The 25,767-nt window shown below is 45.5% G+C and carries 38 protein-coding genes; all 38 read left to right on the top strand.

Going from position 1 to position 25,767, the window contains the following annotated elements; all coding sequences use genetic code 11:
- Positions 1 to 1,861, top strand: a 1,861-nt coding sequence (locus D479_RS09075) for a DNA-directed RNA polymerase subunit beta (RefSeq protein ID WP_008636075.1), incomplete at its 5' end; no start/stop codon positions are given.
- Positions 1,862 to 1,932: 71 nt separating this feature from the next.
- Entirely contained in the window at positions 1,933 to 5,544 is a 3,612-nt protein-coding gene (gene rpoC, locus D479_RS09070) for a DNA-directed RNA polymerase subunit beta' (protein ID WP_008636073.1), read from the top strand.
- Positions 5,545 to 5,683: 139 nt separating this feature from the next.
- Positions 5,684 to 5,935 carry a 50S ribosomal protein L7ae-like protein gene (locus D479_RS09065; RefSeq protein ID WP_008636072.1) on the top strand — a complete coding sequence of 84 codons (252 nt, stop codon included), beginning with the start codon at positions 5,684 to 5,686 and terminating at the stop codon, positions 5,933 to 5,935.
- A gap of 91 nt (positions 5,936 to 6,026) precedes the next feature.
- Positions 6,027 to 6,446: a 30S ribosomal protein S12 gene (gene rpsL / locus D479_RS09060; protein ID WP_008636071.1), complete on the top strand. Its 420-nt coding sequence runs from the start codon at positions 6,027 to 6,029 to the stop codon at positions 6,444 to 6,446.
- 52 nt (positions 6,447 to 6,498) lie between these two features.
- Entirely contained in the window at positions 6,499 to 6,969 is a 471-nt protein-coding gene (rpsG, locus tag D479_RS09055; protein ID WP_008636070.1) for a 30S ribosomal protein S7, read from the top strand.
- A gap of 42 nt (positions 6,970 to 7,011) precedes the next feature.
- The gene (fusA, locus tag D479_RS09050; protein ID WP_008636069.1) at positions 7,012 to 9,090 is read left to right on the top strand and encodes an elongation factor G; all 2,079 of its coding nucleotides are present in this window, start codon (positions 7,012 to 7,014) and stop codon (positions 9,088 to 9,090) included.
- Positions 9,091 to 9,208: 118 nt separating this feature from the next.
- Positions 9,209 to 10,399, top strand: coding sequence for an elongation factor Tu (gene tuf, locus D479_RS09045; protein WP_008636068.1), 1,191 nt, complete (start codon positions 9,209 to 9,211; stop codon positions 10,397 to 10,399).
- Between the two features lie 309 nt (positions 10,400 to 10,708).
- Positions 10,709 to 11,017, top strand: a complete 309-nt coding sequence (gene rpsJ, locus D479_RS09040) for a 30S ribosomal protein S10 (protein WP_008636067.1) — start codon at positions 10,709 to 10,711, stop codon at positions 11,015 to 11,017.
- Between the two features lie 32 nt (positions 11,018 to 11,049).
- Positions 11,050 to 11,685 carry a 50S ribosomal protein L3 gene (rplC, locus tag D479_RS09035; RefSeq protein WP_008636065.1) on the top strand — a complete coding sequence of 212 codons (636 nt, stop codon included), beginning with the start codon at positions 11,050 to 11,052 and terminating at the stop codon, positions 11,683 to 11,685.
- Positions 11,686 to 11,706: 21 nt separating this feature from the next.
- The gene (gene rplD, locus D479_RS09030) at positions 11,707 to 12,330 is read left to right on the top strand and encodes a 50S ribosomal protein L4 (RefSeq protein ID WP_008636064.1); all 624 of its coding nucleotides are present in this window, start codon (positions 11,707 to 11,709) and stop codon (positions 12,328 to 12,330) included.
- A complete protein-coding gene (rplW, locus tag D479_RS09025; RefSeq protein WP_008636063.1) occupies positions 12,330 to 12,617 on the top strand; it encodes a 50S ribosomal protein L23 in 288 nt (95 codons plus the stop codon). Before rplD ends, rplW begins: the two co-directional genes overlap by 1 nt.
- Positions 12,618 to 12,651: 34 nt before the next feature.
- Positions 12,652 to 13,485 carry a 50S ribosomal protein L2 gene (gene rplB, locus D479_RS09020; RefSeq protein WP_008636062.1) on the top strand — a complete coding sequence of 278 codons (834 nt, stop codon included), beginning with the start codon at positions 12,652 to 12,654 and terminating at the stop codon, positions 13,483 to 13,485.
- Positions 13,486 to 13,542: 57 nt separating this feature from the next.
- Entirely contained in the window at positions 13,543 to 13,821 is a 279-nt protein-coding gene (gene rpsS, locus D479_RS09015; RefSeq protein ID WP_008636061.1) for a 30S ribosomal protein S19, read from the top strand.
- A 20-nt stretch (positions 13,822 to 13,841) separates the two neighbouring features.
- The gene (gene rplV / locus D479_RS09010; RefSeq protein WP_008636060.1) at positions 13,842 to 14,183 is read left to right on the top strand and encodes a 50S ribosomal protein L22; all 342 of its coding nucleotides are present in this window, start codon (positions 13,842 to 13,844) and stop codon (positions 14,181 to 14,183) included.
- Positions 14,184 to 14,186: 3 nt separating this feature from the next.
- Complete coding sequence (gene rpsC, locus D479_RS09005) at positions 14,187 to 14,828, top strand: 30S ribosomal protein S3 (protein WP_008636059.1); 642 nt, start codon at positions 14,187 to 14,189, stop codon at positions 14,826 to 14,828.
- A gap of 18 nt (positions 14,829 to 14,846) precedes the next feature.
- The gene (gene rplP / locus D479_RS09000) at positions 14,847 to 15,281 is read left to right on the top strand and encodes a 50S ribosomal protein L16 (RefSeq protein WP_008636056.1); all 435 of its coding nucleotides are present in this window, start codon (positions 14,847 to 14,849) and stop codon (positions 15,279 to 15,281) included.
- Positions 15,271 to 15,471, top strand: a complete 201-nt coding sequence (rpmC, locus tag D479_RS08995) for a 50S ribosomal protein L29 (protein WP_008636054.1) — start codon at positions 15,271 to 15,273, stop codon at positions 15,469 to 15,471. The genes rplP and rpmC overlap by 11 nt, the downstream gene beginning before the upstream one ends.
- 24 nt (positions 15,472 to 15,495) lie before the next feature.
- Positions 15,496 to 15,759 (top strand): 30S ribosomal protein S17, encoded by a 264-nt coding sequence (gene rpsQ, locus D479_RS08990; RefSeq protein WP_008636053.1) that lies wholly within the window; start codon positions 15,496 to 15,498, stop codon positions 15,757 to 15,759.
- 42 nt (positions 15,760 to 15,801) lie between these two features.
- Positions 15,802 to 16,170, top strand: coding sequence for a 50S ribosomal protein L14 (gene rplN / locus D479_RS08985; RefSeq protein WP_008636052.1), 369 nt, complete (start codon positions 15,802 to 15,804; stop codon positions 16,168 to 16,170).
- A 39-nt stretch (positions 16,171 to 16,209) separates the two neighbouring features.
- On the top strand, positions 16,210 to 16,521 hold the full coding sequence (gene rplX / locus D479_RS08980; protein WP_008636051.1) for a 50S ribosomal protein L24: 312 nt from the start codon (positions 16,210 to 16,212) through the stop codon (positions 16,519 to 16,521).
- Positions 16,522 to 16,547: 26 nt separating this feature from the next.
- Positions 16,548 to 17,087 (top strand): 50S ribosomal protein L5, encoded by a 540-nt coding sequence (rplE, locus tag D479_RS08975; protein WP_008636050.1) that lies wholly within the window; start codon positions 16,548 to 16,550, stop codon positions 17,085 to 17,087.
- A gap of 26 nt (positions 17,088 to 17,113) precedes the next feature.
- Positions 17,114 to 17,299 (top strand): type Z 30S ribosomal protein S14, encoded by a 186-nt coding sequence (locus D479_RS08970; RefSeq protein ID WP_008636049.1) that lies wholly within the window; start codon positions 17,114 to 17,116, stop codon positions 17,297 to 17,299.
- 30 nt (positions 17,300 to 17,329) lie between these two features.
- Positions 17,330 to 17,728 (top strand): 30S ribosomal protein S8, encoded by a 399-nt coding sequence (gene rpsH, locus D479_RS08965; RefSeq protein WP_008636048.1) that lies wholly within the window; start codon positions 17,330 to 17,332, stop codon positions 17,726 to 17,728.
- A gap of 30 nt (positions 17,729 to 17,758) precedes the next feature.
- A complete protein-coding gene (gene rplF / locus D479_RS08960; RefSeq protein WP_008636046.1) occupies positions 17,759 to 18,295 on the top strand; it encodes a 50S ribosomal protein L6 in 537 nt (178 codons plus the stop codon).
- Positions 18,296 to 18,329: 34 nt separating this feature from the next.
- Positions 18,330 to 18,692: a 50S ribosomal protein L18 gene (gene rplR / locus D479_RS08955; protein ID WP_008636044.1), complete on the top strand. Its 363-nt coding sequence runs from the start codon at positions 18,330 to 18,332 to the stop codon at positions 18,690 to 18,692.
- 23 nt (positions 18,693 to 18,715) lie between these two features.
- Complete coding sequence (gene rpsE, locus D479_RS08950; RefSeq protein WP_201276727.1) at positions 18,716 to 19,210, top strand: 30S ribosomal protein S5; 495 nt, start codon at positions 18,716 to 18,718, stop codon at positions 19,208 to 19,210.
- 18 nt (positions 19,211 to 19,228) lie between these two features.
- Positions 19,229 to 19,411 (top strand): 50S ribosomal protein L30, encoded by a 183-nt coding sequence (gene rpmD, locus D479_RS08945; protein WP_008636039.1) that lies wholly within the window; start codon positions 19,229 to 19,231, stop codon positions 19,409 to 19,411.
- A 30-nt stretch (positions 19,412 to 19,441) separates the two neighbouring features.
- Positions 19,442 to 19,882, top strand: coding sequence for a 50S ribosomal protein L15 (gene rplO, locus D479_RS08940; RefSeq protein WP_008636038.1), 441 nt, complete (start codon positions 19,442 to 19,444; stop codon positions 19,880 to 19,882).
- Positions 19,882 to 21,174 (top strand): preprotein translocase subunit SecY, encoded by a 1,293-nt coding sequence (gene secY / locus D479_RS08935; RefSeq protein WP_008636035.1) that lies wholly within the window; start codon positions 19,882 to 19,884, stop codon positions 21,172 to 21,174. Before rplO ends, secY begins: the two co-directional genes overlap by 1 nt.
- Positions 21,175 to 21,216: 42 nt before the next feature.
- Positions 21,217 to 21,870: an adenylate kinase gene (locus tag D479_RS08930; protein WP_008636033.1), complete on the top strand. Its 654-nt coding sequence runs from the start codon at positions 21,217 to 21,219 to the stop codon at positions 21,868 to 21,870.
- Entirely contained in the window at positions 21,867 to 22,613 is a 747-nt protein-coding gene (gene map, locus D479_RS08925; protein ID WP_008636031.1) for a type I methionyl aminopeptidase, read from the top strand. Before D479_RS08930 ends, map begins: the two co-directional genes overlap by 4 nt.
- A gap of 16 nt (positions 22,614 to 22,629) precedes the next feature.
- Positions 22,630 to 22,965 carry a KOW domain-containing RNA-binding protein gene (locus D479_RS08920; protein ID WP_008636028.1) on the top strand — a complete coding sequence of 112 codons (336 nt, stop codon included), beginning with the start codon at positions 22,630 to 22,632 and terminating at the stop codon, positions 22,963 to 22,965.
- Positions 22,943 to 23,161, top strand: a complete 219-nt coding sequence (infA, locus tag D479_RS08915) for a translation initiation factor IF-1 (protein WP_008636026.1) — start codon at positions 22,943 to 22,945, stop codon at positions 23,159 to 23,161. The genes D479_RS08920 and infA overlap by 23 nt, the downstream gene beginning before the upstream one ends.
- A gap of 28 nt (positions 23,162 to 23,189) precedes the next feature.
- Positions 23,190 to 23,303, top strand: coding sequence for a 50S ribosomal protein L36 (gene rpmJ / locus D479_RS08910; RefSeq protein WP_002509257.1), 114 nt, complete (start codon positions 23,190 to 23,192; stop codon positions 23,301 to 23,303).
- Between the two features lie 23 nt (positions 23,304 to 23,326).
- Positions 23,327 to 23,692: a 30S ribosomal protein S13 gene (gene rpsM / locus D479_RS08905; RefSeq protein ID WP_008635973.1), complete on the top strand. Its 366-nt coding sequence runs from the start codon at positions 23,327 to 23,329 to the stop codon at positions 23,690 to 23,692.
- Positions 23,693 to 23,722: 30 nt separating this feature from the next.
- The gene (rpsK, locus tag D479_RS08900; protein WP_008635972.1) at positions 23,723 to 24,118 is read left to right on the top strand and encodes a 30S ribosomal protein S11; all 396 of its coding nucleotides are present in this window, start codon (positions 23,723 to 23,725) and stop codon (positions 24,116 to 24,118) included.
- Positions 24,119 to 24,297: 179 nt separating this feature from the next.
- Complete coding sequence (locus D479_RS08895) at positions 24,298 to 25,242, top strand: DNA-directed RNA polymerase subunit alpha (RefSeq protein ID WP_008635970.1); 945 nt, start codon at positions 24,298 to 24,300, stop codon at positions 25,240 to 25,242.
- Between the two features lie 45 nt (positions 25,243 to 25,287).
- On the top strand, positions 25,288 to 25,644 hold the full coding sequence (gene rplQ, locus D479_RS08890; protein WP_008635969.1) for a 50S ribosomal protein L17: 357 nt from the start codon (positions 25,288 to 25,290) through the stop codon (positions 25,642 to 25,644).
- Positions 25,645 to 25,767 lie beyond the last annotated feature (123 nt).

Raw genomic sequence — 25,767 nt, 5'->3', positions numbered from 1 at the left:
TACGAACAAAGTAACCGACCAAATTGATTACCTTACTGCTGATGAAGAAGATAACTACGTCGTAGCACAAGCTAACGCGAAGCTTGGTGATGACGGAAGTTTCATGGACGAAGAAGTTATTTCCCGTTTCCGTGGGGAGAACACGGTCGTAAGCCGTGATCGTATTGATTACATGGATGTATCACCTAAGCAGGTTGTATCTGCAGCGACGGCTTGTATTCCTTTCTTGGAAAACGATGACTCCAACCGTTCCTTGATGGGTGCGAACATGCAACGTCAAGCAGTGCCATTGCTTAAACCGGATGCACCTTTAGTCGGAACAGGTATGGAATATGTATCCGGTAAAGACTCCGGTGCCGCTGTCATCTGTAGACACGAAGGAATTGTTGAGCGTGTCGAAGCGAAAGAAGTTCGCGTACGCCGCATTTCTGAAGTAGACGGCAAAGAAGTAGAAGGCGACGTGGATCGTTACCGTCTGCAGAAGTTCATCCGTTCCAACCAAGGAAGCTGTTACAACCAGCGTCCGATTGTCGCTAAAGGTGACCGTGTTACAAAAGGAGAAATCCTTGCTGATGGTCCTTCCATGGATATGGGTGAGCTGGCGCTTGGACAGAACCCGCTGGTTGCATTCATGACATGGGATGGTTACAACTATGAGGATGCCATCATCATGAGTGAGCGACTTGTTAAAGATGACGTCTATACGTCGATCCATATTGAAGAATATGAATCGGAAGCTCGTGATACGAAACTTGGACCGGAAGAAATCACTCGTGATATTCCGAACGTCGGGGAAGATGCACTTAAAGATCTTGATGATCGCGGCATCATTCGTGTCGGAGCAGAAGTAAGTGACGGAGATCTTCTTGTTGGTAAAGTTACGCCTAAAGGTGTAACGGAATTGTCGGCAGAAGAACGTTTGCTTCACGCAATCTTCGGAGAGAAAGCCCGTGAAGTCCGCGATACATCCTTGCGTGTACCGCACGGAGCCGGCGGAATCGTTCTTGATGTTAAGATCTTCAATCGCGAAGATGGAGACGAGCTGCCACCAGGGGTCAACCAGTTGATTCGTGTTTATATCGTTCAGAAACGTAAGATTTCTGAAGGGGATAAAATGGCCGGCCGTCACGGTAACAAAGGTGTTATTTCCAAGATTCTTCCAGAAGAAGACATGCCTTTCCTACCGGATGGTACTCCTGTAGACATCATGTTGAACCCGCTTGGTGTACCGTCACGTATGAACATCGGACAAGTGTTGGAACTTCACTTAGGTATGGCCGCCCGTTTGATGGGTCAGAGAGTGGCAACTCCAGTATTCGATGGTGCTCGTGAGGAAGACGTTTGGGAAACATTGCAGGAAGCTGGCATGGCACGTGATGCGAAAACGATCCTTTACGACGGACGTACAGGTGAGCCTTTCGATAACCGTGTTTCTGTCGGTGTCATGTACATGATCAAACTGGCGCACATGGTCGACGACAAGCTTCACGCTCGTTCTACCGGACCTTATTCACTTGTTACGCAGCAGCCGCTTGGTGGTAAAGCACAATTCGGTGGACAGCGTTTCGGTGAGATGGAGGTTTGGGCACTGGAAGCATACGGTGCCGCATATACACTTCAAGAAATCTTGACGGTCAAATCCGATGACGTCGTTGGACGTGTGAAAACATACGAAGCTATCGTCAAAGGTGACAATGTTCCAGAACCAGGCGTACCTGAGTCCTTCAAAGTTCTTATTAAAGAGCTTCAAAGTCTCGGTATGGACGTGAAGATTCTAAATGGTGATGAGCAGGAAATCGAAATGCGCGATATTGAAGAAGAAGAAACCAAACAATCCGAGAATTTGAACTTAGACGATTAAGATAGAAACACTGCTGTAGCTCGTGTTCTAAGCTTAGGGAAAACCTGGATACTAAAAGGGAGGTAGGCCCCTTGCTAGATGTAAACAACTTTGAGTATATGAAAATCGGCCTCGCTTCACCGGATAAGATTCGTTCTTGGTCTTATGGAGAAGTGAAGAAGCCGGAAACCATCAACTATCGTACGTTGAAACCCGAGAAAGACGGTCTTTTCTGTGAGCGTATCTTCGGCCCACAAAAAGACTGGGAATGTCACTGTGGGAAATACAAGCGCGTCCGCTATAAAGGCGTCGTTTGTGACCGCTGTGGAGTAGAAGTAACGAAAGCAAAAGTACGTCGTGAGCGTATGGGGCACTTGGAATTAGCTGCCCCTGTCTCTCACATCTGGTACTTCAAAGGAATCCCTAGCCGGATGGGTCTTGTCCTGGACATGTCCCCAAGAGCGCTGGAAGAAGTTATTTACTTCGCAGCCTATATCGTTACAGAACCGGGCGAAACATCTCTTGAGAGAAAGCAGCTGCTTTCTGAGAAAGAGTATCGTACGTACCGTGAGAAGTTCGGTCAAGGTTTCCAGGCCGCTATGGGTGCAGAAGCCATCCGTAAATTACTTTATGATATAGATCTTGACGGTGAAGTTGAAGTGTTGAAAGAAGAGCTCAAAACAGCTCAGGGACAACGCCGCACACGTGCGATCAAGCGCCTTGAAGTGCTTGAATCTTTCCGTCACTCAGGAAACGATCCATCTTGGATGATCCTTGACGTGCTTCCGGTCATTCCACCGGAACTTCGTCCGATGGTTCAACTGGATGGTGGTCGTTTCGCGACATCTGATTTGAACGACCTTTATCGTCGTGTTATCAACCGTAACAACCGTTTGAAACGTCTGCTTGACCTTGGAGCACCTACGATTATCGTTCAAAACGAGAAACGTATGCTTCAAGAAGCTGTCGATGCTTTGATTGATAACGGCCGTCGCGGCCGTCCGGTAACAGGACCGGGTAACCGTCCGCTTAAATCCCTTTCTCACATGCTGAAAGGTAAGCAGGGTCGTTTCCGTCAAAACCTTCTTGGTAAACGTGTTGACTACTCTGGTCGTTCTGTAATCGTCGTAGGTCCATCTTTGAAAATGTATCAATGTGGACTTCCGAAAGAAATGGCGCTTGAGCTGTTCAAGCCATTCGTAATGAAAGAATTGGTGTCCCGCGGATTAGCACATAACATCAAATCTGCGAAACGTAAGATCGAACGCGTTCACCATGAAGTATGGGACGTCCTCGAAGACGTCATCAAAGAGCACCCGGTTCTGCTTAACCGTGCACCAACGTTGCACCGCCTCGGAATCCAGGCCTTTGAACCAACGCTTGTAGAAGGACGCGCAATCCGTCTTCACCCGCTCGTATGTACAGCATATAATGCCGACTTCGATGGTGACCAAATGGCGGTTCACGTACCATTGTCTTCTGAAGCACAGGCGGAAGCACGTATCTTGATGCTTGCTGCACAGAACATCCTTAACCCTAAGGATGGAAAACCGGTTGTAACTCCTTCACAGGATATGGTACTTGGTAACTACTATCTATCTCTTGAGCGTGAAGGCGCAATTGGAGAAGGTATGGTAGTGAAAGACTTGAACGAAGCGTTGATGGCTTACCAGAATGGATATGCTCATCTGCACACACGTGTAGCCGTTCAAGCGAGCTCCTTGAACAATGAAACATTTACAGAAAAACAAAACGGTCAGCTTCTTCTTACTTCCGTTGGTAAATTGATTTTCAACGAAATGCTTCCGGCTTCGTTCCCATACATGAACGAGCCTACGAAAGAGAACTTGGAAATCAAGACACCAGATCACTACTTCGTGGATAAAGGAACGAATATCCGTGAAGAGATTGCTAAGCGTGAAGAAGTAGCGCCGTTCAAGAAAGGCATCCTTGGAGATATCATCGCAGAAGTATTCAAACGCTTCTCCATCAGTGAAACGTCCAAGATGCTTGATAGAATGAAGGATCTCGGTTTCGCTTATTCTACGAAAGCGGGTATCACTGTCGGTGTATCCGACGTCGTCGTACTTCCTGAGAAACAAGAAATTCTTGATGAAGCTCAGGAGAAAGTCGACAAAGTCTTGAAACAGTTCCGTCGTGGTCTAATTACGGAAGAGGAACGCTATGATCGTGTCATCGACATATGGTCAGCAGCGAAAGATGATATTCAGGGCCGCTTGATGCAGTCACTGGATCCGCGTAACCCGATCTTCATGATGAGTGATTCCGGAGCACGTGGTAACGCATCTAACTTTACGCAGCTTGCGGGTATGCGTGGTCTTATGGCCAACCCGGCTGGTCGTATCATTGAACTTCCAATCAAGTCCAGCTTCCGCGAAGGTCTGACTGTACTTGAATACTTCATCTCTACTCACGGTGCACGTAAAGGTCTTGCCGATACAGCCCTTAAGACTGCCGATTCAGGTTACCTGACTCGTCGTCTTGTTGATGTAGCGCAGGACGTCATCGTACGTGAAGATGACTGTGGTACAGACAGAGGTCTTCCTGTTACAGCTCTTAAAGAGGGTACAGAAATTATTGAACCCCTCATCGACCGTTTGATCGGACGTACTTCCTTCCAGAAAGTGAAGCATCCGGAAACAGGCGCTGTCCTTGTGGGTCGTAATGAAGTAATCTCTGAAGATGCTGCTCGTCAAATTGTCGAAGCAGGCGTTGAAAGAGTGGTTATCCGTACAGCGTTCACGTGTAACACGAAACACGGAGTGTGTAAGAAGTGTTACGGACGTAACCTGGCAACAGGGGATGAAGTCGAAGTGGGTGAAGCAGTTGGAATCATCGCAGCGCAGTCCATTGGTGAACCAGGTACTCAGCTTACAATGCGTACCTTCCACACAGGTGGGGTAGCCGGAGATGATATTACGCAGGGTCTTCCACGTATCCAGGAGATCGTTGAAGCGCGTAACCCTAAAGGTCAAGCTGTCATCACGGAAATCGACGGAACCGTCCACGAAGTGAATGAAGTGAAAGAGAAGCAGGAAATCGTCATCCAAGGTTCTGTTGAATCACGGTCTTACACAGCACCATACGGCGCTCGTATGAGAGTTGCTGTCGGTGATGAAGTGAAGTCCGGGGAGGCACTTACAGAAGGTTCCATCGATCCGAAAGAGCTTCTTACAGTCAAAGGGCTTGACGGTGTACAGGAATACCTTCTTAAGGAAGTACAGAAAGTTTACCGTATGCAAGGGGTAGAAATTTCTGATAAGCACGTGGAAGTAATGGTACGCCAGATGCTTCGTAAAGTGCGTGTTCTTGATTCTGGAGATACAGATGTATTGCCAGGATCCCTTCTTGAGATACACCAGTTCAAAGAAGCCAACCAAAAAGTGCTTCTCGAAGGCGGACAGCCGGCTGTTGGTCGTCCGGTCATCCTTGGTATTACAAAAGCATCCCTTGAAACAGACAGCTTCTTGTCTGCCGCATCCTTCCAGGAGACAACTCGTGTCTTGACTGATGCAGCAATCAAAGGTAAGCGTGATGAGCTTCTTGGACTGAAGGAGAACGTAATCATCGGTAAACTTGTCCCGGCAGGTACGGGTATGACTAGATACCGTAAGATTCAAGCTCAATCCGAGGCTCAGAAGCAGGGTGCTTCCGAACCAACAGAAGAAGTAACACACTCTTAATAGAGATATACAGGTTAACAAAGGGTAAATTTTAAAGAAGCACCAAAAACTCACCCAGATGCAGTTGACATGCATTTGGGTGAGTGATAATATAATCAAGGTGCTTCCATTTATCCTTGTTACTTTGGAGGATATGCAGATGTCTTATGATAAAGTAGCACAGGCTAAATCCGATATAATCATTGGAACCAAACAGACACTGAAAGCCATGAAAAATGGTGAAGTGGATGAAGTCATAACGGCTGAAGATGCAGATCAGTCGATGACCTTAAAAGTAGCTAAACTGGCCAACCAACTGAACATTCCCCATACGACGGTTCCGTCTATGAAGGAGCTAGGGGATGCGTGCGGTATTGATGTTGGCGCGGCTACAGTGGCGATAAAGCAATAAAGTTTTGGCGTTTTGGCGCGAAAACTTTGTTTTTTGCCTTTTTATGAACCACCTGGATGTGTGGTATTAAGAATGAAGGGAGGATACAATCATGCCAACAATTAACCAATTGGTGCGTAAAGGACGCGTGAGCAAAACGAAGAAGTCTGGTTCACCTGCTTTGAACAAAGGCTACAACAGCTATAAAAAGCGTATGACAGATCTTTCTTCTCCACAAAAACGTGGTGTTTGTACACGTGTTGGTACTATGACACCTAAGAAGCCGAACTCCGCCCTACGTAAGTATGCGCGTGTTCGTCTAACTAACCAACTAGAGGTTAACGCGTACATCCCTGGTATCGGCCACAACCTTCAAGAGCACAGTGTTGTTCTTATCCGTGGCGGTAAAGTTAAAGACTTACCAGGTGTGCGTTACCACATCGTACGTGGTGCTCTTGACACTGCAAGCGTTGATGGGCGTATGCAAGGCCGTTCTAAATACGGTACGAAGAAACCTAAAGCTAAAAAATAATCGATATGTAAATATCGCTTAAATAAACCATTTGAGGAAGGGAGGGGAACGTATGCCACGTAAAGGTCCTGTAGCTAAGCGTGATGTGTTGCCTGATCCGATGTACAACTCTAAGCTTGTTACTCGCTTGATCAACCAAATCATGGTCGATGGGCAGCGCGGAAAAGCTCAAAAAATCCTTTATAAAGCGTTCGAACTTGTTCAAGAACGTAGCGGTAACGATGCTATGGAAACATTTGATCAAGCTATGAAGAACGTCATGCCTGTATTGGAGGTACGCGCTCGTCGTGTAGGTGGATCCAACTATCAGGTTCCTGTTGAAGTTCGTCCAGAACGTCGTCAGGCTCTAGGTTTGCGCTTCATTGTTAACTATGCGCGTCTTCGCGGAGAGAAAACAATGGAAGAGCGTCTAGCTAACGAAATTCTAGATGCAGCAAACAACACTGGTGCTTCTGTGAAGCGTCGTGAAGAGATGCACAAAATGGCAGAAGCGAACAAAGCTTTCGCTCACTACCGTTGGTAATAACCACAAAAATAACTGTTCAAACAGGAAGGAGAAAGATGCATGGCTAGAGAGTTCTCCTTGGAAAAGACTCGTAATATCGGGATCATGGCTCACATCGACGCTGGTAAAACAACGGCGACAGAGCGTATTCTTTTCTACACAGGACGTATCCACAAAATTGGTGAAACTCACGAAGGAGCTTCCCAAATGGACTGGATGGAGCAGGAACAGGAGCGCGGAATTACAATTACTTCCGCTGCGACAACTGCTCAGTGGAAAGGCCACCGTATCAACATCATTGACACTCCTGGACACGTAGACTTCACTGTTGAAGTTGAACGTTCTCTTCGTGTACTAGATGGCTCCGTAGCCGTTCTTGATGCACAGTCTGGTGTTGAGCCTCAAACAGAAACTGTTTGGCGTCAGGCTACAACTTACGGTGTTCCACGTATCGTATTCATCAACAAGATGGATAAAATCGGCGCTGACTTCATCTACTCCCTTGGCACGTTGAAAGACCGTCTGGGAGCTAATGCAGCTGCTGTTCAACTTCCTATTGGTGCGGAAGATGACTTCGAAGGAATCATTGACCTTACAACCATGGAAGCATATTTCTACATGGACGATTTGGGAACTCGTGCAGAAGCGCGTGAAATTCCTGATGAGTACAAAGATCAAGCCGAAGAGTACCGCGGCAAGCTTGTAGAAGCTGTTGCAGAACTTGATGAAGACTTGATGATGCAATACCTTGAGGGAGAAGAAATCACGAACGATCAGCTGAAAGAAGCAATTCGTAAAGCGACTCTAAGTGTTGAATTCTACCCTGTGTTCTGTGGTTCTGCCTTCAAGAACAAAGGTGTTCAGCTGTTGATCGACGGTGTCATCGACTACCTTCCATCTCCACTGGATGTTCCTCCAATTGAAGGACACGTTCCACAAACAGAAGAAGAAGTTGTCCGTAAGGCTGACGACAAAGAGCCATTCTCTGCATTGGCTTTCAAAGTCGCAACAGACCCTTACGTTGGTAAACTTACATTCTTCCGCGTGTACTCTGGTACACTTAACTCTGGATCATACGTTCAGAACTCTACGAAAGGTAAGCGTGAGCGTGTAGGTCGTATCCTACAGATGCACGCCAACTCTCGTGAAGAGATCTCTACTGTATATGCAGGAGATATCGCTGGTGCGGTAGGACTTAAAGATACTGGTACAGGTGACACTCTTTGTGACGAGAAGAACCTAGTTATTCTTGAATCAATGGAATTCCCTGAGCCTGTAATCTCTGTAGCTATCGAACCTAAATCCAAAGCAGACCAAGATAAAATGTCCATTGCCCTTGGTAAACTTGCTGAAGAAGATCCAACGTTCCAAACAGAGACTAACGTGGAAACAGGACAAACAATCATCGCTGGTATGGGTGAGCTTCACCTTGATATCATAGTTGACCGTCTGAAGCGTGAGTTCAAAGTTGAAGCGAACATTGGTGCTCCACAAGTTGCTTACCGCGAAACATTCCGCGGAAGTGCGCAAGTTGAAGGTAAGTTCGTACGTCAATCCGGTGGTCGTGGACAATTCGGTCACGTATGGGTTGAATTCGAGCCTAACGAAGAAGGCGCTGGATTTGAATTCGTCAACAAGATCGTTGGTGGTGTTGTACCACGTGAATACATTCCATCTGTAGAACAAGGTATTAAAGAGTCTATGGAAAATGGTGTATTGGCTGGTTACCCTATGGTAGACATCAAAGCGACTCTTTATGATGGTTCTTATCACGATGTCGACTCCAACGAAATGGCCTTTAAAGTTGCCGCTTCCATGGCACTTAAAGAAGCTAAAAACAAGTGTAAGCCTGTTCTACTTGAACCGATGATGAAAGTAGAAGTTGTTATTCCTGAGGAATACATGGGCGATATCATGGGTGACGTAACATCCCGTCGTGGACGTGTTGATGGTATGGAAACTCGTGGTAATGCACAAGTGGTTAAAGCGTATGTTCCACTATCTGAAATGTTCGGTTACGCTACAGCATTGCGTTCCAACACACAAGGTCGCGGTACGTACACTATGCACTTCGACCACTACGAAGAAGTTCCTAAGAGCATCTCTGAGGAAATCATCAAGAAAAATGCTGGTCAATAATTGATTTTTTAAACGAGTTAAAGTATAACTTGTATTGTAAGCACAGGAGTGGCTTTCACTCCTTTGCTTCATCATAAATCAAATGAACTTTCACTTATTTTAAAGGAGGAAATATACAATGGCTAAAGAAAAATTCGACCGGTCCAAGTCCCACGTTAACATTGGTACTATCGGACACGTTGACCACGGTAAAACTACTCTAACGGCAGCGATCACTACTGTACTTCACAAGAAATCTGGTTCTGGTGAAGCTATGGCATACGACATGATCGACGGTGCTCCAGAAGAGCGCGAGCGTGGAATCACAATCTCCACTGCACACGTTGAGTACGAAACAGAAACTCGTCACTACGCACACGTTGACTGCCCAGGTCACGCTGACTACGTTAAGAACATGATCACTGGTGCTGCTCAAATGGACGGCGCGATCCTAGTTGTATCTGCAGCTGACGGTCCAATGCCACAAACTCGTGAGCACATCCTACTTTCTAAAAACGTAGGTGTTCCAGCTATCGTTGTATTCTTGAACAAAGTTGACATGGTAGACGACGAAGAGCTTCTTGAACTAGTTGAAATGGAAGTTCGTGATCTTCTTTCTGAGTACGACTTCCCTGGCGATGACGTACCAGTAATCAGCGGTTCTGCTCTTAAAGCCCTAGAAGGCGATGAGAAGTATGAGCAAGCGATCTTCGATCTAATGGATGCTGTTGACGAAAACATCCCAACTCCAGACCGTGACACTGACAAGCCATTCATGATGCCAGTTGAGGACGTATTCTCTATCACTGGTCGTGGTACAGTTGCTACAGGTCGTGTTGAGCGTGGACAAGTTAAAGTCGGTGACGAAATCGAAATCATCGGTATGGCTGAAGAGTCCAGCAAAACTACTGTAACTGGTGTTGAAATGTTCCGTAAGCTTCTTGACTATGCAGAAGCTGGAGACAACATCGGTGCACTTCTTCGTGGTGTAAGCCGTGAAGATATCAACCGTGGACAAGTACTAGCTAAGCCTGGTTCTATCACTCCACACACAAACTTCAAAGCTGAAGTTTATGTACTAGCTAAAGACGAAGGTGGACGTCACACTCCATTCTTCTCTAACTACCGCCCACAGTTCTACTTCCGTACTACGGACGTAACTGGTGTTATTCAACTTCCTGAAGGCGTAGAAATGGTTATGCCTGGGGACAACGTTGAAATGACAGTTGAACTTATCTCCCCAATCGCGATCGAAGACGGTACTCGTTTCTCTATCCGTGAAGGTGGACGTACAGTAGGTTCAGGCGTAGTTTCTACAATTACTAAGTAATTAGAAGCTATGAATACAAGCGAGCATAGGCCTTGGCCTTTGCTCGCTTTTTCTATTCGTGCGCATGTGCTGTCGGGGTTGAATTTGACGCGGTTCGCTAGTATAATGTGAAAAGTGCTTGCGGATAAATTAAATGTTGATTTATCCTTGCAATGACCGCATTTCTTCTATATAATGAATAATGTTGGTCATAAAAGGCGATGAAGCGAAAGGTTGTTGACACACCCGGCCCCTTTGCCATGGCGGGTAGTCAAGTTTTTTTCGCGGAGAATGTCTATTTTAAAAATGGGCGAAGAAGGAGGGAACATAATGGCAAAAGAGAAAATTCGTATTCGTTTAAAAGCGTATGATCACAGAGTGTTGGATCAGTCCGCAGAAAAGATCGTAGACACAGCGAAGCGTTCCGGTGCTAACGTATCAGGTCCGATTCCGCTTCCTACAGAGCGTTCTATCTACACAGTACTTCGTGCGACGCACAAGTATAAAGACTCTCGTGAGCAGTTCGAAATGCGCACACACAAACGTCTTATCGACATTGTTAATCCGACACCACAGACAGTTGATTCATTGATGCGTTTGGATCTACCATCTGGTGTGGATATCGAAATCAAACTATAAATTAATCTGATAAATAATAGGAGGTGTAACGGATGACGAAAGGAATCTTAGGACGTAAAGTCGGTATGACTCAAATCTTCTCCGAAGATGGCGAATTGATCCCAGTAACAGTTGTTCAGGCTGAGCCGAACGTTGTTCTTCAAAAGAAAACAACTGAAAACGACGGTTACGAAGCGATTCAACTAGGTTTTGCTGACGAAAAGTCTAACCGCTTGAAGAAAGCTGCTCAAGGGCACGCTGATAAAGCAAGCACAACACCTAAGCGCTACATTCGTGAATTCCGTAATTCTAACCTTGACGACTTCGAACTAGGTCAAGAGGTTAAAGTAGATATTTTTGAAGCTGGTGACGTAATTGACGTTACAGGAACTTCCAAGGGTAAAGGTTTCCAAGGTGCAATCAAGCGCCACAACCAATCCCGCGGACCAATGAGTCACGGTTCCCGCTACCACCGTCGTTCCGGTTCTATGGGACAAGGTGCAGACCCATCTAAAGTATTCAAAGGTAAAAACCTTGCTGGACAAATGGGTGGCGAACAAGTAACTCTACAAAACCTTGAAGTAGTAAAAGTGGACGCTGAGCGTAATCTACTACTTATCAAAGGTAATGTTCCAGGCGCAAGAAAATCTTACGTTAAGATTACAAGTGCAATTAAGGCTAGCAAATAATAAACGAAGGGAGGATATGTCATGCCTAAAGTAGCACTATTAAACCAAGGCGGATCCAACGTTGGAGAAATCGAACTGAACGATGCCGTTTTTGGTATTGAACCTAATACTCACGTATTACACGAAACTGTGTTGATGCAGCGCGCGAACCTTCGCCAAGGCACACACAAAGTAAAAGGACGTTCTGAGGTATCCGGCGGTGGCCGTAAACCATGGCGTCAAAAAGGTACAGGCCGTGCACGTCAAGGGTCTATCCGTTCACCACAATGGGTTGGCGGTGGAACTGTATTCGGTCCTACACCACGCAGCTACAGCTACACAATGCCTAGAAAAGTACGTCGTCTAGCTCTTCAGTCTGCTTACTCTTCTAAAGTGAAGGAAGAGAACATCATCGTTCTTGAAAGCCTTTCTCTAGAAGCTCCGAAGACTAAAGAGGTAGTAAACATGCTTAAAGCGTTGGACGTCAATGAAAAAGCATTGATCGTAACGGCTGGCAAAGATGAAAATGTTACTCTATCAGCTAACAACATCCCTACAGTGAAAAGTCTTCCTGTAGAAGAAGTAAGTGTGTTAGACTTGCTAACGCATGACAAGCTGATCCTAACGAAGGAAGCAGCTGAAAAAGCAGGGGAGGTGCTCTCATAATGAAAGAACCACGCGATATTATTAAGCGCCCTGTCATTACTGAACATTCTGCTGATCTTATGGGAGAAAAGAAATATACGTTTGAAGTTAGCACAAAAGCTAACAAGACTGAGATCAAAGATGCAGTCGAAGAAATCTTTGGTGTAAGTGTTGCTTCTGTCAACACAATGAACCTTAAAGGTAAATTCAAGCGTATGGGTCGTTACGGCGGCTATCGTTCTGACCGTAAGAAAGCAATCATTACTTTGACTCAGGACAGCGAAGAACTAGAATTCTTCGAAGTTTAAATAAAACATTTGACTAAAGAAGGAGGGAAAAAAGATGGCGATTAAAAAGTTCCGACCAATTACAAACGGTCGTCGACACATGTCAGTATCTGATTTCGCTGAAATTACAACTGATAAACCTGAACGCTCCCTTGTCGCTCCACTTCACAAAAAAGGTGGACGTAACAACCAAGGTAAGCTGACAGTTCGTCATCAGGGCGGTGGCCACAAGCGTCAATATCGTATCATCGACTTCAAACGTGATAAAGATGGAATACCTGGACGCGTTGCTACAATCGAGTACGATCCAAACCGCTCCGCTAACATTGCACTAATCAACTATGTTGATGGTGAAAAACGTTACATCCTTGCTCCAAAAGGAATCAAGGTAGGAACGGAAATCATTTCTGGTGAAGGCGCGGATATCAAACCAGGTAACGCACTTCAACTGAAAGACATTCCAGTTGGTACTGTCGTACACAACGTAGAATTGAAGCCAGGACGCGGAGGACAGCTTGTACGTTCTGCAGGCGCTTCAGCACAAATCCTTGGTCGTGAAGAGAAGTACACACTAGTACGTCTTACTTCCGGTGAAGTTCGCTTGGTACTAAGCACTTGCCGTGCAACAATCGGTCAAGTTGGTAACCTTGAGCACGAACTTATCAGCGTAGGTAAAGCAGGACGTTCTCGTTGGAAAGGTAAACGCCCTACAGTTCGTGGTTCTGTAATGAACCCTAACGATCACCCACACGGTGGTGGTGAAGGACGTGCGCCAATCGGTCGTCCATCTCCTGTATCTCCATGGGGTAAACCAACTCTTGGATACAAAACGAGAAAACGCAACAAGCCGTCTGATAAATATATCGTACGTAGACGCGGTAAAAAATAACGGGATTGTCGGGCGGGCAATTAAACCCGTCTTCCAATCGCGAAGGGAGGTTATTTCATGGGCCGCAGCTTGAAAAAAGGACCTTTTGTAGATGATCACTTGATGAAGAAAGTCGAAAAGTTGAACGAAGATAGCAAAACACAGGTCGTGAAGACATGGTCTCGCCGTTCTACTATCTTCCCTAACTTTGTGGGACACACAATTGCCGTTTATGACGGTCGTAAACACGTGCCAGTTTATGTGACTGAAGACATGGTAGGTCATAAACTTGGTGAATTCGCGCCAACCCGTACGTTCAAAGGACACTCTGGCGACGATAAGAAAACAAAACGTTAATATAGAGAGGAGGCACTCTAATGCAAGCTAAAGCAGTTGCTAAAACCGTTCGAATCGCTCCTCGTAAAGCTCGTTTGGTAATTGATTTAATTCGAGGAAAAAATGTAGGTGAAGCTCTGGCTACACTTCGTTTGAACAACCGCGGCGCTTCTCCGGTAGTTGAGAAACTTCTTAACTCCGCGATCGCCAACGCAGAACACAACTATGAAATGGACACGGAAAACTTGTACGTTTCCGAAGCGTTTGTAAACGAAGGCGTAACTCTTAAACGTTTCCGCCCTCGCGCAATGGGCCGCGCAAGCCAAATCAACAAACGCACAAGCCACATCACAGTGGTCGTATCAGAAAAAAAGGAGGGATAATCAGTGGGTCAAAAAATTAATCCGATTGGTCTTCGTATCGGCGTAATCCGCGACTGGGAATCCAAGTGGTACGCTGGCAAAGACTATGCAGACTTGTTACATGAAGACATTAAGATTCGTGAATATGTTGAAAACCGTCTTAAAGATGCTGCCCTTTCCAAAGTCGAAATCGAACGCGCAGCTAACCGTGTGAACATTACTGTACACACAGCTAAACCAGGAATGGTTATCGGTAAAGGTGGTTCCGAAGTTGAAGCACTTCGTAAAGCACTAAATCAACTGAGCGGCAAACGTGTTCACATCAACATCGTTGAAGTGAAAAAGCCTGATCTTGACGCTACTCTTGTAGCTGACAATATCGCACGTCAATTGGAAAACCGCGTATCTTTCCGTCGTGCTCAGAAACAAACAATCCAACGCGCTATGCGTGCAGGAGCGAAAGGTATTCGTACTCAAGTATCTGGCCGTCTAGGCGGAGCAGACATCGCTCGTGCTGAATATTACAGTGAAGGAACAGTACCACTACACACACTTCGTGCAGATATCGATTACGGAACTGCAGAAGCAGACACAACTTACGGTAAGCTTGGTGTCAAAGTGTGGATTTATCGTGGCGAAGTCCTTCCAACTAAATCAAACAAGTAAGGAAGGGGGAAAAGCATTATGTTAATGCCTAAACGTGTTAAATATCGTCGTCAACACCGTACAAGCTTAAAAGGCCGTGCAAAAGGCGGTACTGAAGTAGCTTTCGGTGAATATGGTTTGCAAGCAATTGATCGTGCTTGGATCACAGCCCGCCAAATCGAGGCAGCGCGTATCGCGATGACTCGTTACATGAAGCGTGGCGGTAAAGTATGGATTAAAATCTTCCCAGATAAGCCTTATACTGCTAAACCCCTAGAAGTACGTATGGGTTCCGGTAAAGGTGCTCCAGAAGGTTTCGTAGCTGTAGTGAAACCAGGGAAAATTATGTTCGAGATCGCAGGTGTATCAGAAGAAGTTGCACGCGAAGCGTTGCGTCTTGCTTCACACAAGCTGCCGATCCGTACGAAGTTCGTAAAACGTGAAGAAATTGGTGGTGAAATCAATGAAGGCTAATGAGATCCGTGAATTAACCACTGCCGAAATTGAACAAAAAGTTAAGTCTCTTAAAGAAGAACTTTTCAACCTACGCTTCCAATTGGCAACAGGTCAACTTGAGAACACTGCACGTATCCGTGAGGTTCGTAAGTCTATCGCTCGTATGAAGACTGTTGCTCGTGAACGTGAGCTAGGCGTAAATAACTAATAGATGAGAGGAGGTCACCCTCACATGACTGAACGTAATAATCGTAAAGTTTATACTGGCCGTGTCGTATCTGACAAAATGGACAAAACGATCACAGTTTTAGTAGAAACTTATAAGTTCCACAAGCTTTACGGCAAGCGCGTAAAGTACTCTAAAAAGCTTAAAGCACATGACGAAAACAACCAAGCTAAAAACGGCGATATCGTGCGTATTATGGAAACTCGTCCACTATCCGCATCCAAGCGTTTCCGTTTGCTAGACGTTGTTGAAGAGTCTGTCATTATCTAATAAAAGTTCGCTCGGATTTAATCCGAAGGGAGGTTACATGGTATGATTCAACAGGAATCTCGTCTTAAAGTTGCAGATAACTCCGGCGCTCGTGAAATCCAAACCATCAAAGTTTTGGGTGGATCAGGTCGTAAAACAGCCAACATCGGTGATATCATCACTGCTACTGTGAAACAAGCAACACCAGGGGGCGTTGTTAAAAAAGGTGAGGTAGTTAAAGCCGTCATCGTCCGTACTAAGAGTGGAGTTCGCCGTAAAGATGGTTCTTACATCCGTTTTGATGAAAACGCAGCAGTAATCGTGCGTGATGATAAAGGCCCACGCGGTACTCGTATCTTCGGACCGGTAGCTCGTGAACTTCGTGATGCTAAATTCATGAAGATTGTATCTCTAGCTCCAGAAGTATTGTAAAACCTGAATGAAATGCCTTGTTAAGGAGGTGCGCGAAGCATGCACGTAAAAAAAGGTGACAAAGTAATGGTTATTACTGGTAAGGATAAAGGCAAGCAAGGTACAATCCTTGAAGCTTATCCAAAGAAAGATCGTGTCCTTGTTGAAGGTGTGAACGAAGTTAAGAAACACGCTAAACCTTCTCAAGATAACCCACAGGGGGGTATCTTGACACAAGAAGCACCGATCCACGTATCAAACGTTATGCCAATCGATCCAAAGACTGGCGAGCCAACACGTGTTGGATACAAAGTCGAGGACGGCAAAAAAGTTCGTATCGCGAAAAAATCTGGTGAAGCGCTAGATAAATAACCCATAGAGGAAAGGAGGGCCACACGATGAACGAACTAAAGAAACAATATAAAGAAGAAATTGTTCCATCGTTGATGAACAAATTTGAATATGAATCTATTATGCAAACACCTAAGATCGAGAAGATCGTTATCAACATGGGTGTTGGTGATGCGGTTCAGAACGCAAAAGCACTGGATACAGCAGTAGAAGAGTTGACTCTAATCACTGGTCAGAAGCCAGTTATCACTAAAGCTAAGAAATCAATTGCAGGATTCCGTCTGCGTGAAGGTATGCCGATCGGTGCGAAGGTTACACTTCGCGGTGAGCGCATGTACGAATTCTTCCACAAGCTAGTCGCAGTATCTCTACCGCGTGTGCGTGACTTCCGTGGTATTTCTAAGAAAGCTTTCGACGGTCGTGGAAACTACACACTAGGTGTTAAAGAGCAATTGATTTTCCCAGAAATCGACTACGATAAAGTAAGTAAAGTGCGCGGCATGGACATCGTTATCGTTACAACTGCTGATTCTGATGAAGAAGCGCGCGAACTATTAGCTCAATTCGGAATGCCGTTCCAAAAATAATGAGCTAACATTAAGGAGGGAAAATAGTGGCTAAAAAATCAATGGTCGCGAAGCAACAGCGTAAATCGAAGTACCAAGTACAAGAATACACTCGCTGTGAACGTTGCGGACGTCCACACTCCGTACTTCGTAAGTTTAAGCTTTGCCGTATTTGTTTCCGTGAACTTGCATATAAAGGACAAATCCCTGGTGTCAAAAAAGCCAGCTGGTAAACCCCTAACAGGGAAGGAGGTAAATGAGTTATGACAATGACAGATCCAATTGCAGATATGCTGACACGTATTCGTAACGCTAACATGGTGCGTCACGAGAAGCTTGAGCTTCCAGCTTCCAACGTGAAAAAAGAAATCGCTGATATCCTTAAGCGTGAAGGTTTTGTACGTGACTACGAATTTGTTGAAGACAACAAGCAAGGCGTCCTTCGCATCTTCCTTAAGTACGGTCAAAACAACGAGCGCGTAATTACTGGTGTGAAGCGTATCAGTAAACCAGGTCTTCGCGTTTACGCTAATGCTGAAGAACTTCCAAAAGTTCTTAACGGTCTTGGTGTAGCCGTCGTATCTACTTCTAAAGGTGTATTGACAGACAAAGAAGCTCGTGAACAAGCCATCGGTGGCGAAGTTCTAGCTTACGTCTGGTAAAAAAACAGATCAGACAGGAGGTGCAACAATATGTCTCGCGTAGGTTTAAAAACACTTGAAATTCCTGAAGGTGTAGAAATCACTCAGGATAACAATACAATCACAGTGAAAGGTCCTAAAGGGGAATTGACTCGTACATTCCACCAGGACATCACAGTTAAGATCGAGGACAACGTACTAAGCGTATCTCGTCCAAGCGATCATAAAGATCACCGTGCACTTCACGGAACTACACGCAGCCTGATCGGAAACATGGTTGAAGGTGTATCTAAAGGTTACGAAAAGAGCCTTGAAATCATCGGTGTAGGTTACCGTGCACAGAAACAGGGTCAGACAGTAGTCATCAACGCTGGTTACTCTCACCCGGTTGAAGTGGAAAACCGTGAAGGCATCGAAATCGAAGTACCGACGAACACGAAAGTAATCGTTAAAGGTATCGATAAAGAACTAGTCGGCGCTGTTGCAGCGAAGATTCGTGCAATCCGTCCTCCAGAGCCTTACAAAGGTAAAGGAATTCGCTACGAAGGCGAACATGTACGCAGAAAAGAAGGTAAGACAGCTAAGTAAGTCTTAATGTAACGTATAGAAAGGAGTGACCCAGATGATCACGAAGGCAGACAAGAATGTCGTACGTAAGAAGCGTCATGCTCGCGTACGTAAGAATGTTTTCGGTACAGCAGAACGTCCTCGTTTGAACGTGTACCGCTCTAACAACCACATTTACGCTCAGCTTATCAACGATGAAGCACAGGTTACAGTTGCTAGCGCATCTACTGTAGACAAAGGTTTCGATCTTGATAACACAAGCAACGTAGAAGCTGCACAAAAAGTCGGTGAAATGGTAGCGAAACGTGCGATCGACAACGGTTTTAAAGTTGTTGTATTCGACCGTGGCGGTTACTTGTATCATGGACGTGTGAAAGCTCTAGCTGAAGCCGCTCGCAAAGCAGGCCTAGAATTTTAATAGCCAAAGGAGGGACATAAATGATTACAAACATCGACCCTAACAAACTTGATCTTGAAGAACGCGTAGTTACGATCAACCGCGTAGCTAAAGTAGTAAAAGGTGGACGTCGCTTCCGTTTTGCTGCACTAGTAGTAGTCGGAGATAAAAATGGTCATGTAGGTTTTGGTACAGGTAAAGCCCAAGAGGTACCAGAAGCTATCAAGAAGGCCATCGATGACGCGAAGAAAAATCTAATTACAGTTCCAGTTAAGGACACGACAATCCCACACGAAATCACTGGACGCTTCGGCGCTGGAAGCATTCTTATGAAACCAGCTGCAGAAGGTACAGGAGTTATCGCAGGTGGACCAGTACGTGCGGTACTTGAGCTTGCAGGTGTTCAAGACATCCTTTCTAAGTCACTTGGTTCTAACACACCAATCAACATGGTGCGTGCTACAATCACTGGACTTAGCGAGCTTAAGCGTGCGGAAGACGTCGCTAGACTTCGTGGTAAGTCTGTAGAAGAACTGTAGGATAAGGAGGGAAATAAAATGGCTAAACAGTTAGAAATTACCCTCACGCGCAGTGTTATTGGTAGACCGCAGGATCAGCGCTCTACTGTCAAGGCGCTAGGTCTGAATAAGATCCGTCAAACTGTCGTACTTGAAGATAACCCAGCGATCCGAGGTATGGCTAAAAAGGTGTCTCACCTAGTTACAGTTAAAGAAGTATAATCAAACAAAAGTAATAAGGAGGTGCAACGAATGAAACTGCATGAACTTAAACCTGCTCAAGGTACTCGTAAAGAACGCAACCGTGTAGGACGCGGAATGGCTTCCGGTAACGGTAAAACTTCTGGACGTGGACATAAAGGTCAAGGTCAACGTTCTGGTAGCAAAACACGCCCAGGCTTCGAAGGTGGTCAAATGCCATTGTTCCAACGTCTGCCTAAGCGTGGTTTCACTAACGTTCACCGTAAGGAATTCGCGATCATCAACCTTGATGCATTGAATCGTTTTGAAGAAGGCACAGAGGTTACTCCAGAACTATTGCTTGAAACTGGCGTGGTAAGCAACCAAAAAGCCGGCATTAAAGTACTAGCTAAAGGAAGCATCGAGAAGAAACTTACAGTGAAAGCTCACAAATTCTCTGCTTCTGCTAAAGAAGCTATTGAAGCTGCGGGCGGTCAAACTGAGGTGATTTAATGTTCCGGACAATCTCCAATTTTATGCGCGTAGGTGATATTCGACGCAAGATCATCTTCACTTTGTTGATGCTTGTAGTATTTCGCCTTGGAACATTCATCCCGGTCCCTTTTACCAACAGAGACGCCATCAACTTCATGGATGATCAGAATGCGTTCGGATTTCTGAACACATTCGGAGGCGGGGCATTGCAGAACTTCTCCATCTTTGCTATGGGGATCATGCCCTACATTACTGCCTCCATCATCATGCAGTTATTGCAGATGGACGTTGTTCCGAAATTTGCGGAATGGAAGAAACAAGGTGAAGTTGGCCGTCGAAAGTTAGCTCAGTTTACCCGCTATGGAACCATCGTTCTTGCCTTTATTCAGGCTATTGGTATGTCTATCGGTTTCAATGCTCTCGCAGGTGGTCAATTGATCACAAACCCGGGAGTAGGGAAATTCTTAGTCATTGCCGTTGTTCTGACTGGCGGAACGGCATTCCTTATGTGGCTTGGTGAGCAAATCACTGCACATGGTGTCGGAAACGGGATATCCATCCTGATTTTCGCAGGAATCGTTGCAGCAATCCCGACGGGTGTCAATCAATTGTATGATCAGTACATTTCCGGTGCCGGAGAAGAGCTGTTCATCAATCTGATTATTATCGCGTTGATTTTGCTTGTCATCGTGGCGGTCATTGTCGGAGTTATCTTCATCCAACAGGCCCTGCGTAAAATACCGATCCAATATGCTAAACGATTAGTAAATCGTTCACCTGTAGGCGGGCATTCCACCCACTTACCGATAAAAGTGAATGCGGCAGGAGTTATTCCCGTTATCTTTGCGATATCCTTTATCATCGCACCGAGAACGGTCGCTGGATTCTTCGAAGACAGTGAAGTAGCCTCCGTCATTCAATATATCTTTGATTATCAAAACTGGCCTGGAATGATTATCTATGTTGCGTTAATCATTGCTTTCACTTATTTCTATACATTTGTTCAGGTAAACCCGGAACAAATGGCGGATAATTTGAAGAAGCAAGGCGGCTACATCCCGGGGATCCGTCCTGGTGCCAATACGGAAACGTACTTGACACGTGTGATGTACCGATTGACTTTCGTAGGTTCCATCTTCCTAGCAGCTGTTGCTATCCTTCCAATCATATTAGGTTCTGTGGCTAATCTGCCTGCGAGCGTACAAATTGGAGGCACCAGCCTGCTCATCGTAGTCGGGGTTGCCCTCGAAATGATGAAGCAACTGGAGAGCCAGCTTGTGAAACGCCATTACTCAGGATTTATTAAATAATTAGCTTCAACCGCTAATGAAAATGAGAGCGAGGGGAACACGTTGAATTTAATTCTGATGGGTCTCCCTGGGGCAGGTAAAGGTACTCAGGCTGAGAAGATAGTCGAAAAATATGACATCCCTCATATCTCAACTGGAGATATGTTCCGTTTAGCTATCAAAGAAGGAACAGCACTTGGCAATGAAGCCAAATCATATATGGACAAAGGCGAATTGGTTCCGGATGAAGTTACCATCGGAATCGTTCGCGAACGTCTGAGCAAGCCGGATTGCAATCAAGGCTTCCTGCTCGATGGTTTCCCTAGAACCATTGCACAGGCAGAAGCTCTTGAAAATCTGCTGAACGATATGGATGCATCATTGGATTATGTGCTTCATATCGATGTTCCACAAGACCAACTCATCGAGCGTCTGACTGGACGACGCGTCTGCCCGACTTGCGGCGCTACGTATCACGTAATCTTCAATCCTCCACAAGAGGAAGGGAAATGTGATCACGACGGCTCCGAGTTGATTCAGCGTGAAGACGACCAGCCGGCAACTGTGAAGAAGCGTTTAGAGGTTAATGTTGAACAAACTCAGCCACTCATCGATTTCTACCAGGATAAAGGCTACCTCGTATCCTTTGAAGGTGACAAAGATATCAACGAAGTTTTTCAGGACATCGATCAGAAGCTGGGAGCCCTGGCTGAATGATTATATGTAAAACACCACGGGAGTTAGACATCATGCGTGAAGCAGGCAGAATTGTTGCCTTAACGCACCAAAAGCTGAAAGAAAACATTCGACCTGGTATAACGACGGGCGAATTGGATAAGATTGCAGATAAGTTCATACGCAGTATGGATGCAATCCCTTCTTTTAAAGGTTATAATGGATTCCGTGGCAGTATATGTGCATCTGTTAACGAAGAACTTGTTCATGGTATTCCTGGTGACAGGGTCCTGAACAACGGAGATATCATCAGCATCGACATAGGTGCGAAGTATAAAGGTTATCACGGGGATTCGGCCTGGACGTATCCGGTCGGTACCGTCGATGACGATACAATGGAGTTGCTGAGAGTTACAGAACAATCACTGTTTAAGGGACTTGATGAAGCAAAACCAGGTGTACGCCTTTCAAATATATCGCATGCCATTCAGAGCTGTGTAGAGCCGGAAGGGTTCTCCATTGTTCGTGAATATGTCGGGCACGGCGTCGGCAGGGAACTTCATGAGGATCCGCAGATCCCTCATTATGGTCCGCCGAACAAAGGCCCGCGTTTGAAACCAGGAATGGTTTTGGCAGTTGAGCCGATGGTTAACGCAGGTTCACGCTATGTGAAGACACTGGGTGACCGTTGGACGGTAGTTACTCAAGATGGAAAGATGTGCGCACACTTTGAGCACACCATCGCGATAACGGATGAGGGTTATGAGATTTTAACAAAATCCTAAATGAAGGTGATCGTTTTTGAACGAATCTGAGTCGAGTCCTCGAATAGGTCAAATTGTTCGTATTGTGCAGGGGCGAGAGGCAGGACAGTATGCGGTTGTGATCGATGTGCTGGATGGCCGCTTTGTGCTGCTTGCCGACGGAGAGAAACGTAAGTATGATCGACCAAAGAGAAAGAATTTGCAACATGTTGAGCTTATGGATTTCATCTCTCCGGAAGTCCAGGACAGCCTTCTGGAAACTGGTCGTGTCACAAATGGCAAGCTTCGATTTGCCGTATCAAAATATGTCAATGAAGCAGTGACTGATTTGAAGAAGGGAGATCAACTCGATGGCGAAAGACGATGTAATTGAAGTAGAAGGGACCGTCGTTGAAACCTTACCGAACGCACAGTTCAAGGTTGAACTCGAGAACGGTCACTCCGTTTTAGCTCACGTATCCGGTAAAATTCGCATGCACTTCATCCGAATCTTACCAGGAGATAAGGTAACGGTAGAACTTTCCCCTTATGATTTAACTAAAGGACGTATTACGTACCGTTATAAATAAAACTCCGATCTAAAAGGAGGTATGGATGATGAAGGTAAGACCTTCTGTAAAACCAATTTGCGAAAAATGCAAAGTCATCAAACGAAAAGGTAAAGTCATGGTTATCTGTGAAAACCCTAAGCATAAACAAAAACAAGGCTAAACTGAAGGAGGTGCACGTACCATATGGCACGTATCGCAGGAGTAGATATTCCGCGTGACAAACGCGTGGTAATTTCATTAACTTATGTATATGGAATCGGTAATTCCCTTGCTAAAGACGTACTGGCTGAAGCCGGCGTATCTGAGGATACACGTGTTCGCGATCTTACAGAGGACGAACTAGCGCAAATCCGTCAAGCAGTGGAACAGTACAACGTTGAAGGTGACCTTCGTCGTGAGAACTCTCTAAACATCAAACGTTTGATTGAGATCGGTTCTTACCGTGGTATCCGTCATCGTCGCGGTCTTCCACTTCGTGGACAAAGAACGAAAAACAACTCTCGTACACGTAAAGGCCCACGTCGTACAGTGGCTAACAAACGTAAATAATAAGCAACACAAAGGAGGTAAGCAAACTATATGGCACGTAAAGGAAACACTCGTAGTCGTAAACGCCGCGTGAAAAAGAATATTGAGTCCGGTGTGGCACACATCCGCTCTACATTCAACAACACAATCGTAACGGTCACTGATGTCCAAGGTAACGTAATCAGCTGGAGCAGTGCTGGAGCTCTTGGTTTCAAAGGTTCCCGTAAATCTACTCCATTCGCTGCTCAAATGGCTTCTGAAGCTGCAGCGAAAGATGCTATGGACAACGGTATGAAAACTCTTGAAGTTACAGTTAAAGGCCCTGGTGCTGGTCGTGAAGCAGCAATCCGTTCTCTACAAGCAGCAGGTCTTGAAATCACGGCAATCCGTGACGTAACACCAGTACCACACAATGGTTGCCGCCCACCAAAACGTCGTCGCGTATAATAAGTTCTGAATAGAATTTGTCACCCTGTCTATAATGGGTTATGATAGCTTTTATCATCACCGCAGTAGACAGAGAAAATATGCAGTTGTCTTTTTATCGGGACTGCCTACCTGAGGAATTTCGGTTAGACCGTTTGTCTAACCGGGGTTTCGACGTTTTGAAGGAGGGTTTAGTGTAAATGATCGAAATTGAAAAGCCAAAGATTGAAACGGTCGAGATCAGCGATGAGTCTACTTTTGGTAAGTTCGTCGTCGAACCGCTTGAGCGTGGGTATGGTACAACTCTAGGGAACTCCTTGCGTCGTATCCTATTATCCTCACTTCCTGGCTCTGCAGTCACATCTGTTCAGATTGATGGTGTTCTTCATGAATTCTCCACTATTGATGGAGTAGTAGAAGATGTTACAACTGTCATTCTGAATCTGAAGAAACTAGCTTTGAAGGTTTACTCCGACGAAGAAAAGACTTTGGAAATTGATGTACAGGGTGAAGGAAAAGTTACAGCGGCTGACATCACGCACGATAGTGATGTGGAAATTCTTAACCCGGATCTCCATATCGCTACACTGGACAGCAGTGCCAGCTTCCGTGCGCGCATCACTGCGGAACGCGGCCGAGGATATCGTCCGGCAGAAGGAAACAACCACGAGGATCTACCAATCGGCGTTATTCCGGTTGATTCTATCTTTACACCGGTATCCCGTGTAACGTATCAAGTAGAGAACACAAGAATTGGTCAAACGTCTAATTTTGACAAGTTGACATTAGACGTGTGGACGGATGGCAGCATCCGCCCAGAAGAAGCAATCTCCTTAGGGGCTAAAATCTATATGGAACACCTCAATATCTTTGTCAGCCTTACTGATGAAGCTCAAAAAGCTGAAATCATGGTTGAGAAAGAAGAGGACCAAAAAGAGAAAGTCCTTGAGATGACGATTGAAGAACTTGACCTGTCTGTACGTTCCTATAACTGCTTGAAGCGTGCTGGTATCAACACCGTGCAGGAGCTTGCGAATAAATCTGAAGAAGATATGATGAAGGTCCGTAACCTTGGTCGCAAGTCACTTGAAGAAGTGAAGCACAAGTTGGACGAGTTGGGATTAGGTCTAAGAAAAGAAGATTAATCGATATAGAACATCTAAGAGATTCAGTTAAGGGAGGGATTATCAATGGCTAGAAAACTAGGACGTACAACAGATCAGCGCATGGCGTTGCTTCGCAACCTGGCGACTGACCTGATTGTTCACGAACGTTTGGAGACAACAGAAGCTAAAGCGAAAGAACTTCGCTCTGTAGTAGAGAAAATGATTACTCTTGGTAAACGCGGCGATCTTCATGCCCGTCGTCAAGCTGAAGCATTCCTTTACAACGTGAAGGCGGAAGGCGAAGAGCAAACAGCTTTGCAGAAGCTATTCTCTGAAATCGGCCCACGCTACGAAGACCGCCAAGGTGGTTATACTCGCGTGCTTAAGCTAGGCGAGCGTAAAGGCGATGGAGCGAAAATGGCGATCATTGAACTAGTTTAATGAATACCATTGGGGTAAAAGGGCAGGAGTGAATCTCATCGCGAGGTTACATCCAGCCCTTTTTTTATACACAATTATCGCTTGCTGACGAATAGGAGACTACTCGTCAGCAGTCGTTTGCGG

Origin of the sequence: Halobacillus sp. BAB-2008 (genome assembly GCF_000328325.1) — a bacterium.
In the GTDB taxonomy this organism is placed as follows: Bacteria; Bacillota; Bacilli; order Bacillales; family Halobacillaceae; genus Halobacillus.
This window is presented reverse-complemented; position numbering and strand designations above follow the sequence as displayed.

Coding starts and splice junctions, on each gene's coding strand:
- D479_RS09065 (WP_008636072.1), top strand. CDS start 5,684: ATGTCTTATGATAAAGTAGCACAGGCTAAATCCGATATAATCATTGGA.
- rpsL (WP_008636071.1), top strand. CDS start 6,027: ATGCCAACAATTAACCAATTGGTGCGTAAAGGACGCGTGAGCAAAACG.
- rpsG (WP_008636070.1), top strand. CDS start 6,499: ATGCCACGTAAAGGTCCTGTAGCTAAGCGTGATGTGTTGCCTGATCCG.
- fusA (WP_008636069.1), top strand. CDS start 7,012: ATGGCTAGAGAGTTCTCCTTGGAAAAGACTCGTAATATCGGGATCATG.
- tuf (WP_008636068.1), top strand. CDS start 9,209: ATGGCTAAAGAAAAATTCGACCGGTCCAAGTCCCACGTTAACATTGGT.
- rpsJ (WP_008636067.1), top strand. CDS start 10,709: ATGGCAAAAGAGAAAATTCGTATTCGTTTAAAAGCGTATGATCACAGA.
- rplC (WP_008636065.1), top strand. CDS start 11,050: ATGACGAAAGGAATCTTAGGACGTAAAGTCGGTATGACTCAAATCTTC.
- rplD (WP_008636064.1), top strand. CDS start 11,707: ATGCCTAAAGTAGCACTATTAAACCAAGGCGGATCCAACGTTGGAGAA.
- rplW (WP_008636063.1), top strand. CDS start 12,330: ATGAAAGAACCACGCGATATTATTAAGCGCCCTGTCATTACTGAACAT.
- rplB (WP_008636062.1), top strand. CDS start 12,652: ATGGCGATTAAAAAGTTCCGACCAATTACAAACGGTCGTCGACACATG.
- rpsS (WP_008636061.1), top strand. CDS start 13,543: ATGGGCCGCAGCTTGAAAAAAGGACCTTTTGTAGATGATCACTTGATG.
- rplV (WP_008636060.1), top strand. CDS start 13,842: ATGCAAGCTAAAGCAGTTGCTAAAACCGTTCGAATCGCTCCTCGTAAA.
- rplP (WP_008636056.1), top strand. CDS start 14,847: ATGTTAATGCCTAAACGTGTTAAATATCGTCGTCAACACCGTACAAGC.
- rpmC (WP_008636054.1), top strand. CDS start 15,271: ATGAAGGCTAATGAGATCCGTGAATTAACCACTGCCGAAATTGAACAA.
- rpsQ (WP_008636053.1), top strand. CDS start 15,496: ATGACTGAACGTAATAATCGTAAAGTTTATACTGGCCGTGTCGTATCT.
- rplN (WP_008636052.1), top strand. CDS start 15,802: ATGATTCAACAGGAATCTCGTCTTAAAGTTGCAGATAACTCCGGCGCT.
- rplX (WP_008636051.1), top strand. CDS start 16,210: ATGCACGTAAAAAAAGGTGACAAAGTAATGGTTATTACTGGTAAGGAT.
- rplE (WP_008636050.1), top strand. CDS start 16,548: ATGAACGAACTAAAGAAACAATATAAAGAAGAAATTGTTCCATCGTTG.
- rpsH (WP_008636048.1), top strand. CDS start 17,330: ATGACAATGACAGATCCAATTGCAGATATGCTGACACGTATTCGTAAC.
- rplF (WP_008636046.1), top strand. CDS start 17,759: ATGTCTCGCGTAGGTTTAAAAACACTTGAAATTCCTGAAGGTGTAGAA.
- rplR (WP_008636044.1), top strand. CDS start 18,330: ATGATCACGAAGGCAGACAAGAATGTCGTACGTAAGAAGCGTCATGCT.
- rpmD (WP_008636039.1), top strand. CDS start 19,229: ATGGCTAAACAGTTAGAAATTACCCTCACGCGCAGTGTTATTGGTAGA.
- rplO (WP_008636038.1), top strand. CDS start 19,442: ATGAAACTGCATGAACTTAAACCTGCTCAAGGTACTCGTAAAGAACGC.
- secY (WP_008636035.1), top strand. CDS start 19,882: ATGTTCCGGACAATCTCCAATTTTATGCGCGTAGGTGATATTCGACGC.
- map (WP_008636031.1), top strand. CDS start 21,867: ATGATTATATGTAAAACACCACGGGAGTTAGACATCATGCGTGAAGCA.
- infA (WP_008636026.1), top strand. CDS start 22,943: ATGGCGAAAGACGATGTAATTGAAGTAGAAGGGACCGTCGTTGAAACC.
- rpmJ (WP_002509257.1), top strand. CDS start 23,190: ATGAAGGTAAGACCTTCTGTAAAACCAATTTGCGAAAAATGCAAAGTC.
- rpsM (WP_008635973.1), top strand. CDS start 23,327: ATGGCACGTATCGCAGGAGTAGATATTCCGCGTGACAAACGCGTGGTA.
- rpsK (WP_008635972.1), top strand. CDS start 23,723: ATGGCACGTAAAGGAAACACTCGTAGTCGTAAACGCCGCGTGAAAAAG.
- D479_RS08895 (WP_008635970.1), top strand. CDS start 24,298: ATGATCGAAATTGAAAAGCCAAAGATTGAAACGGTCGAGATCAGCGAT.
- rplQ (WP_008635969.1), top strand. CDS start 25,288: ATGGCTAGAAAACTAGGACGTACAACAGATCAGCGCATGGCGTTGCTT.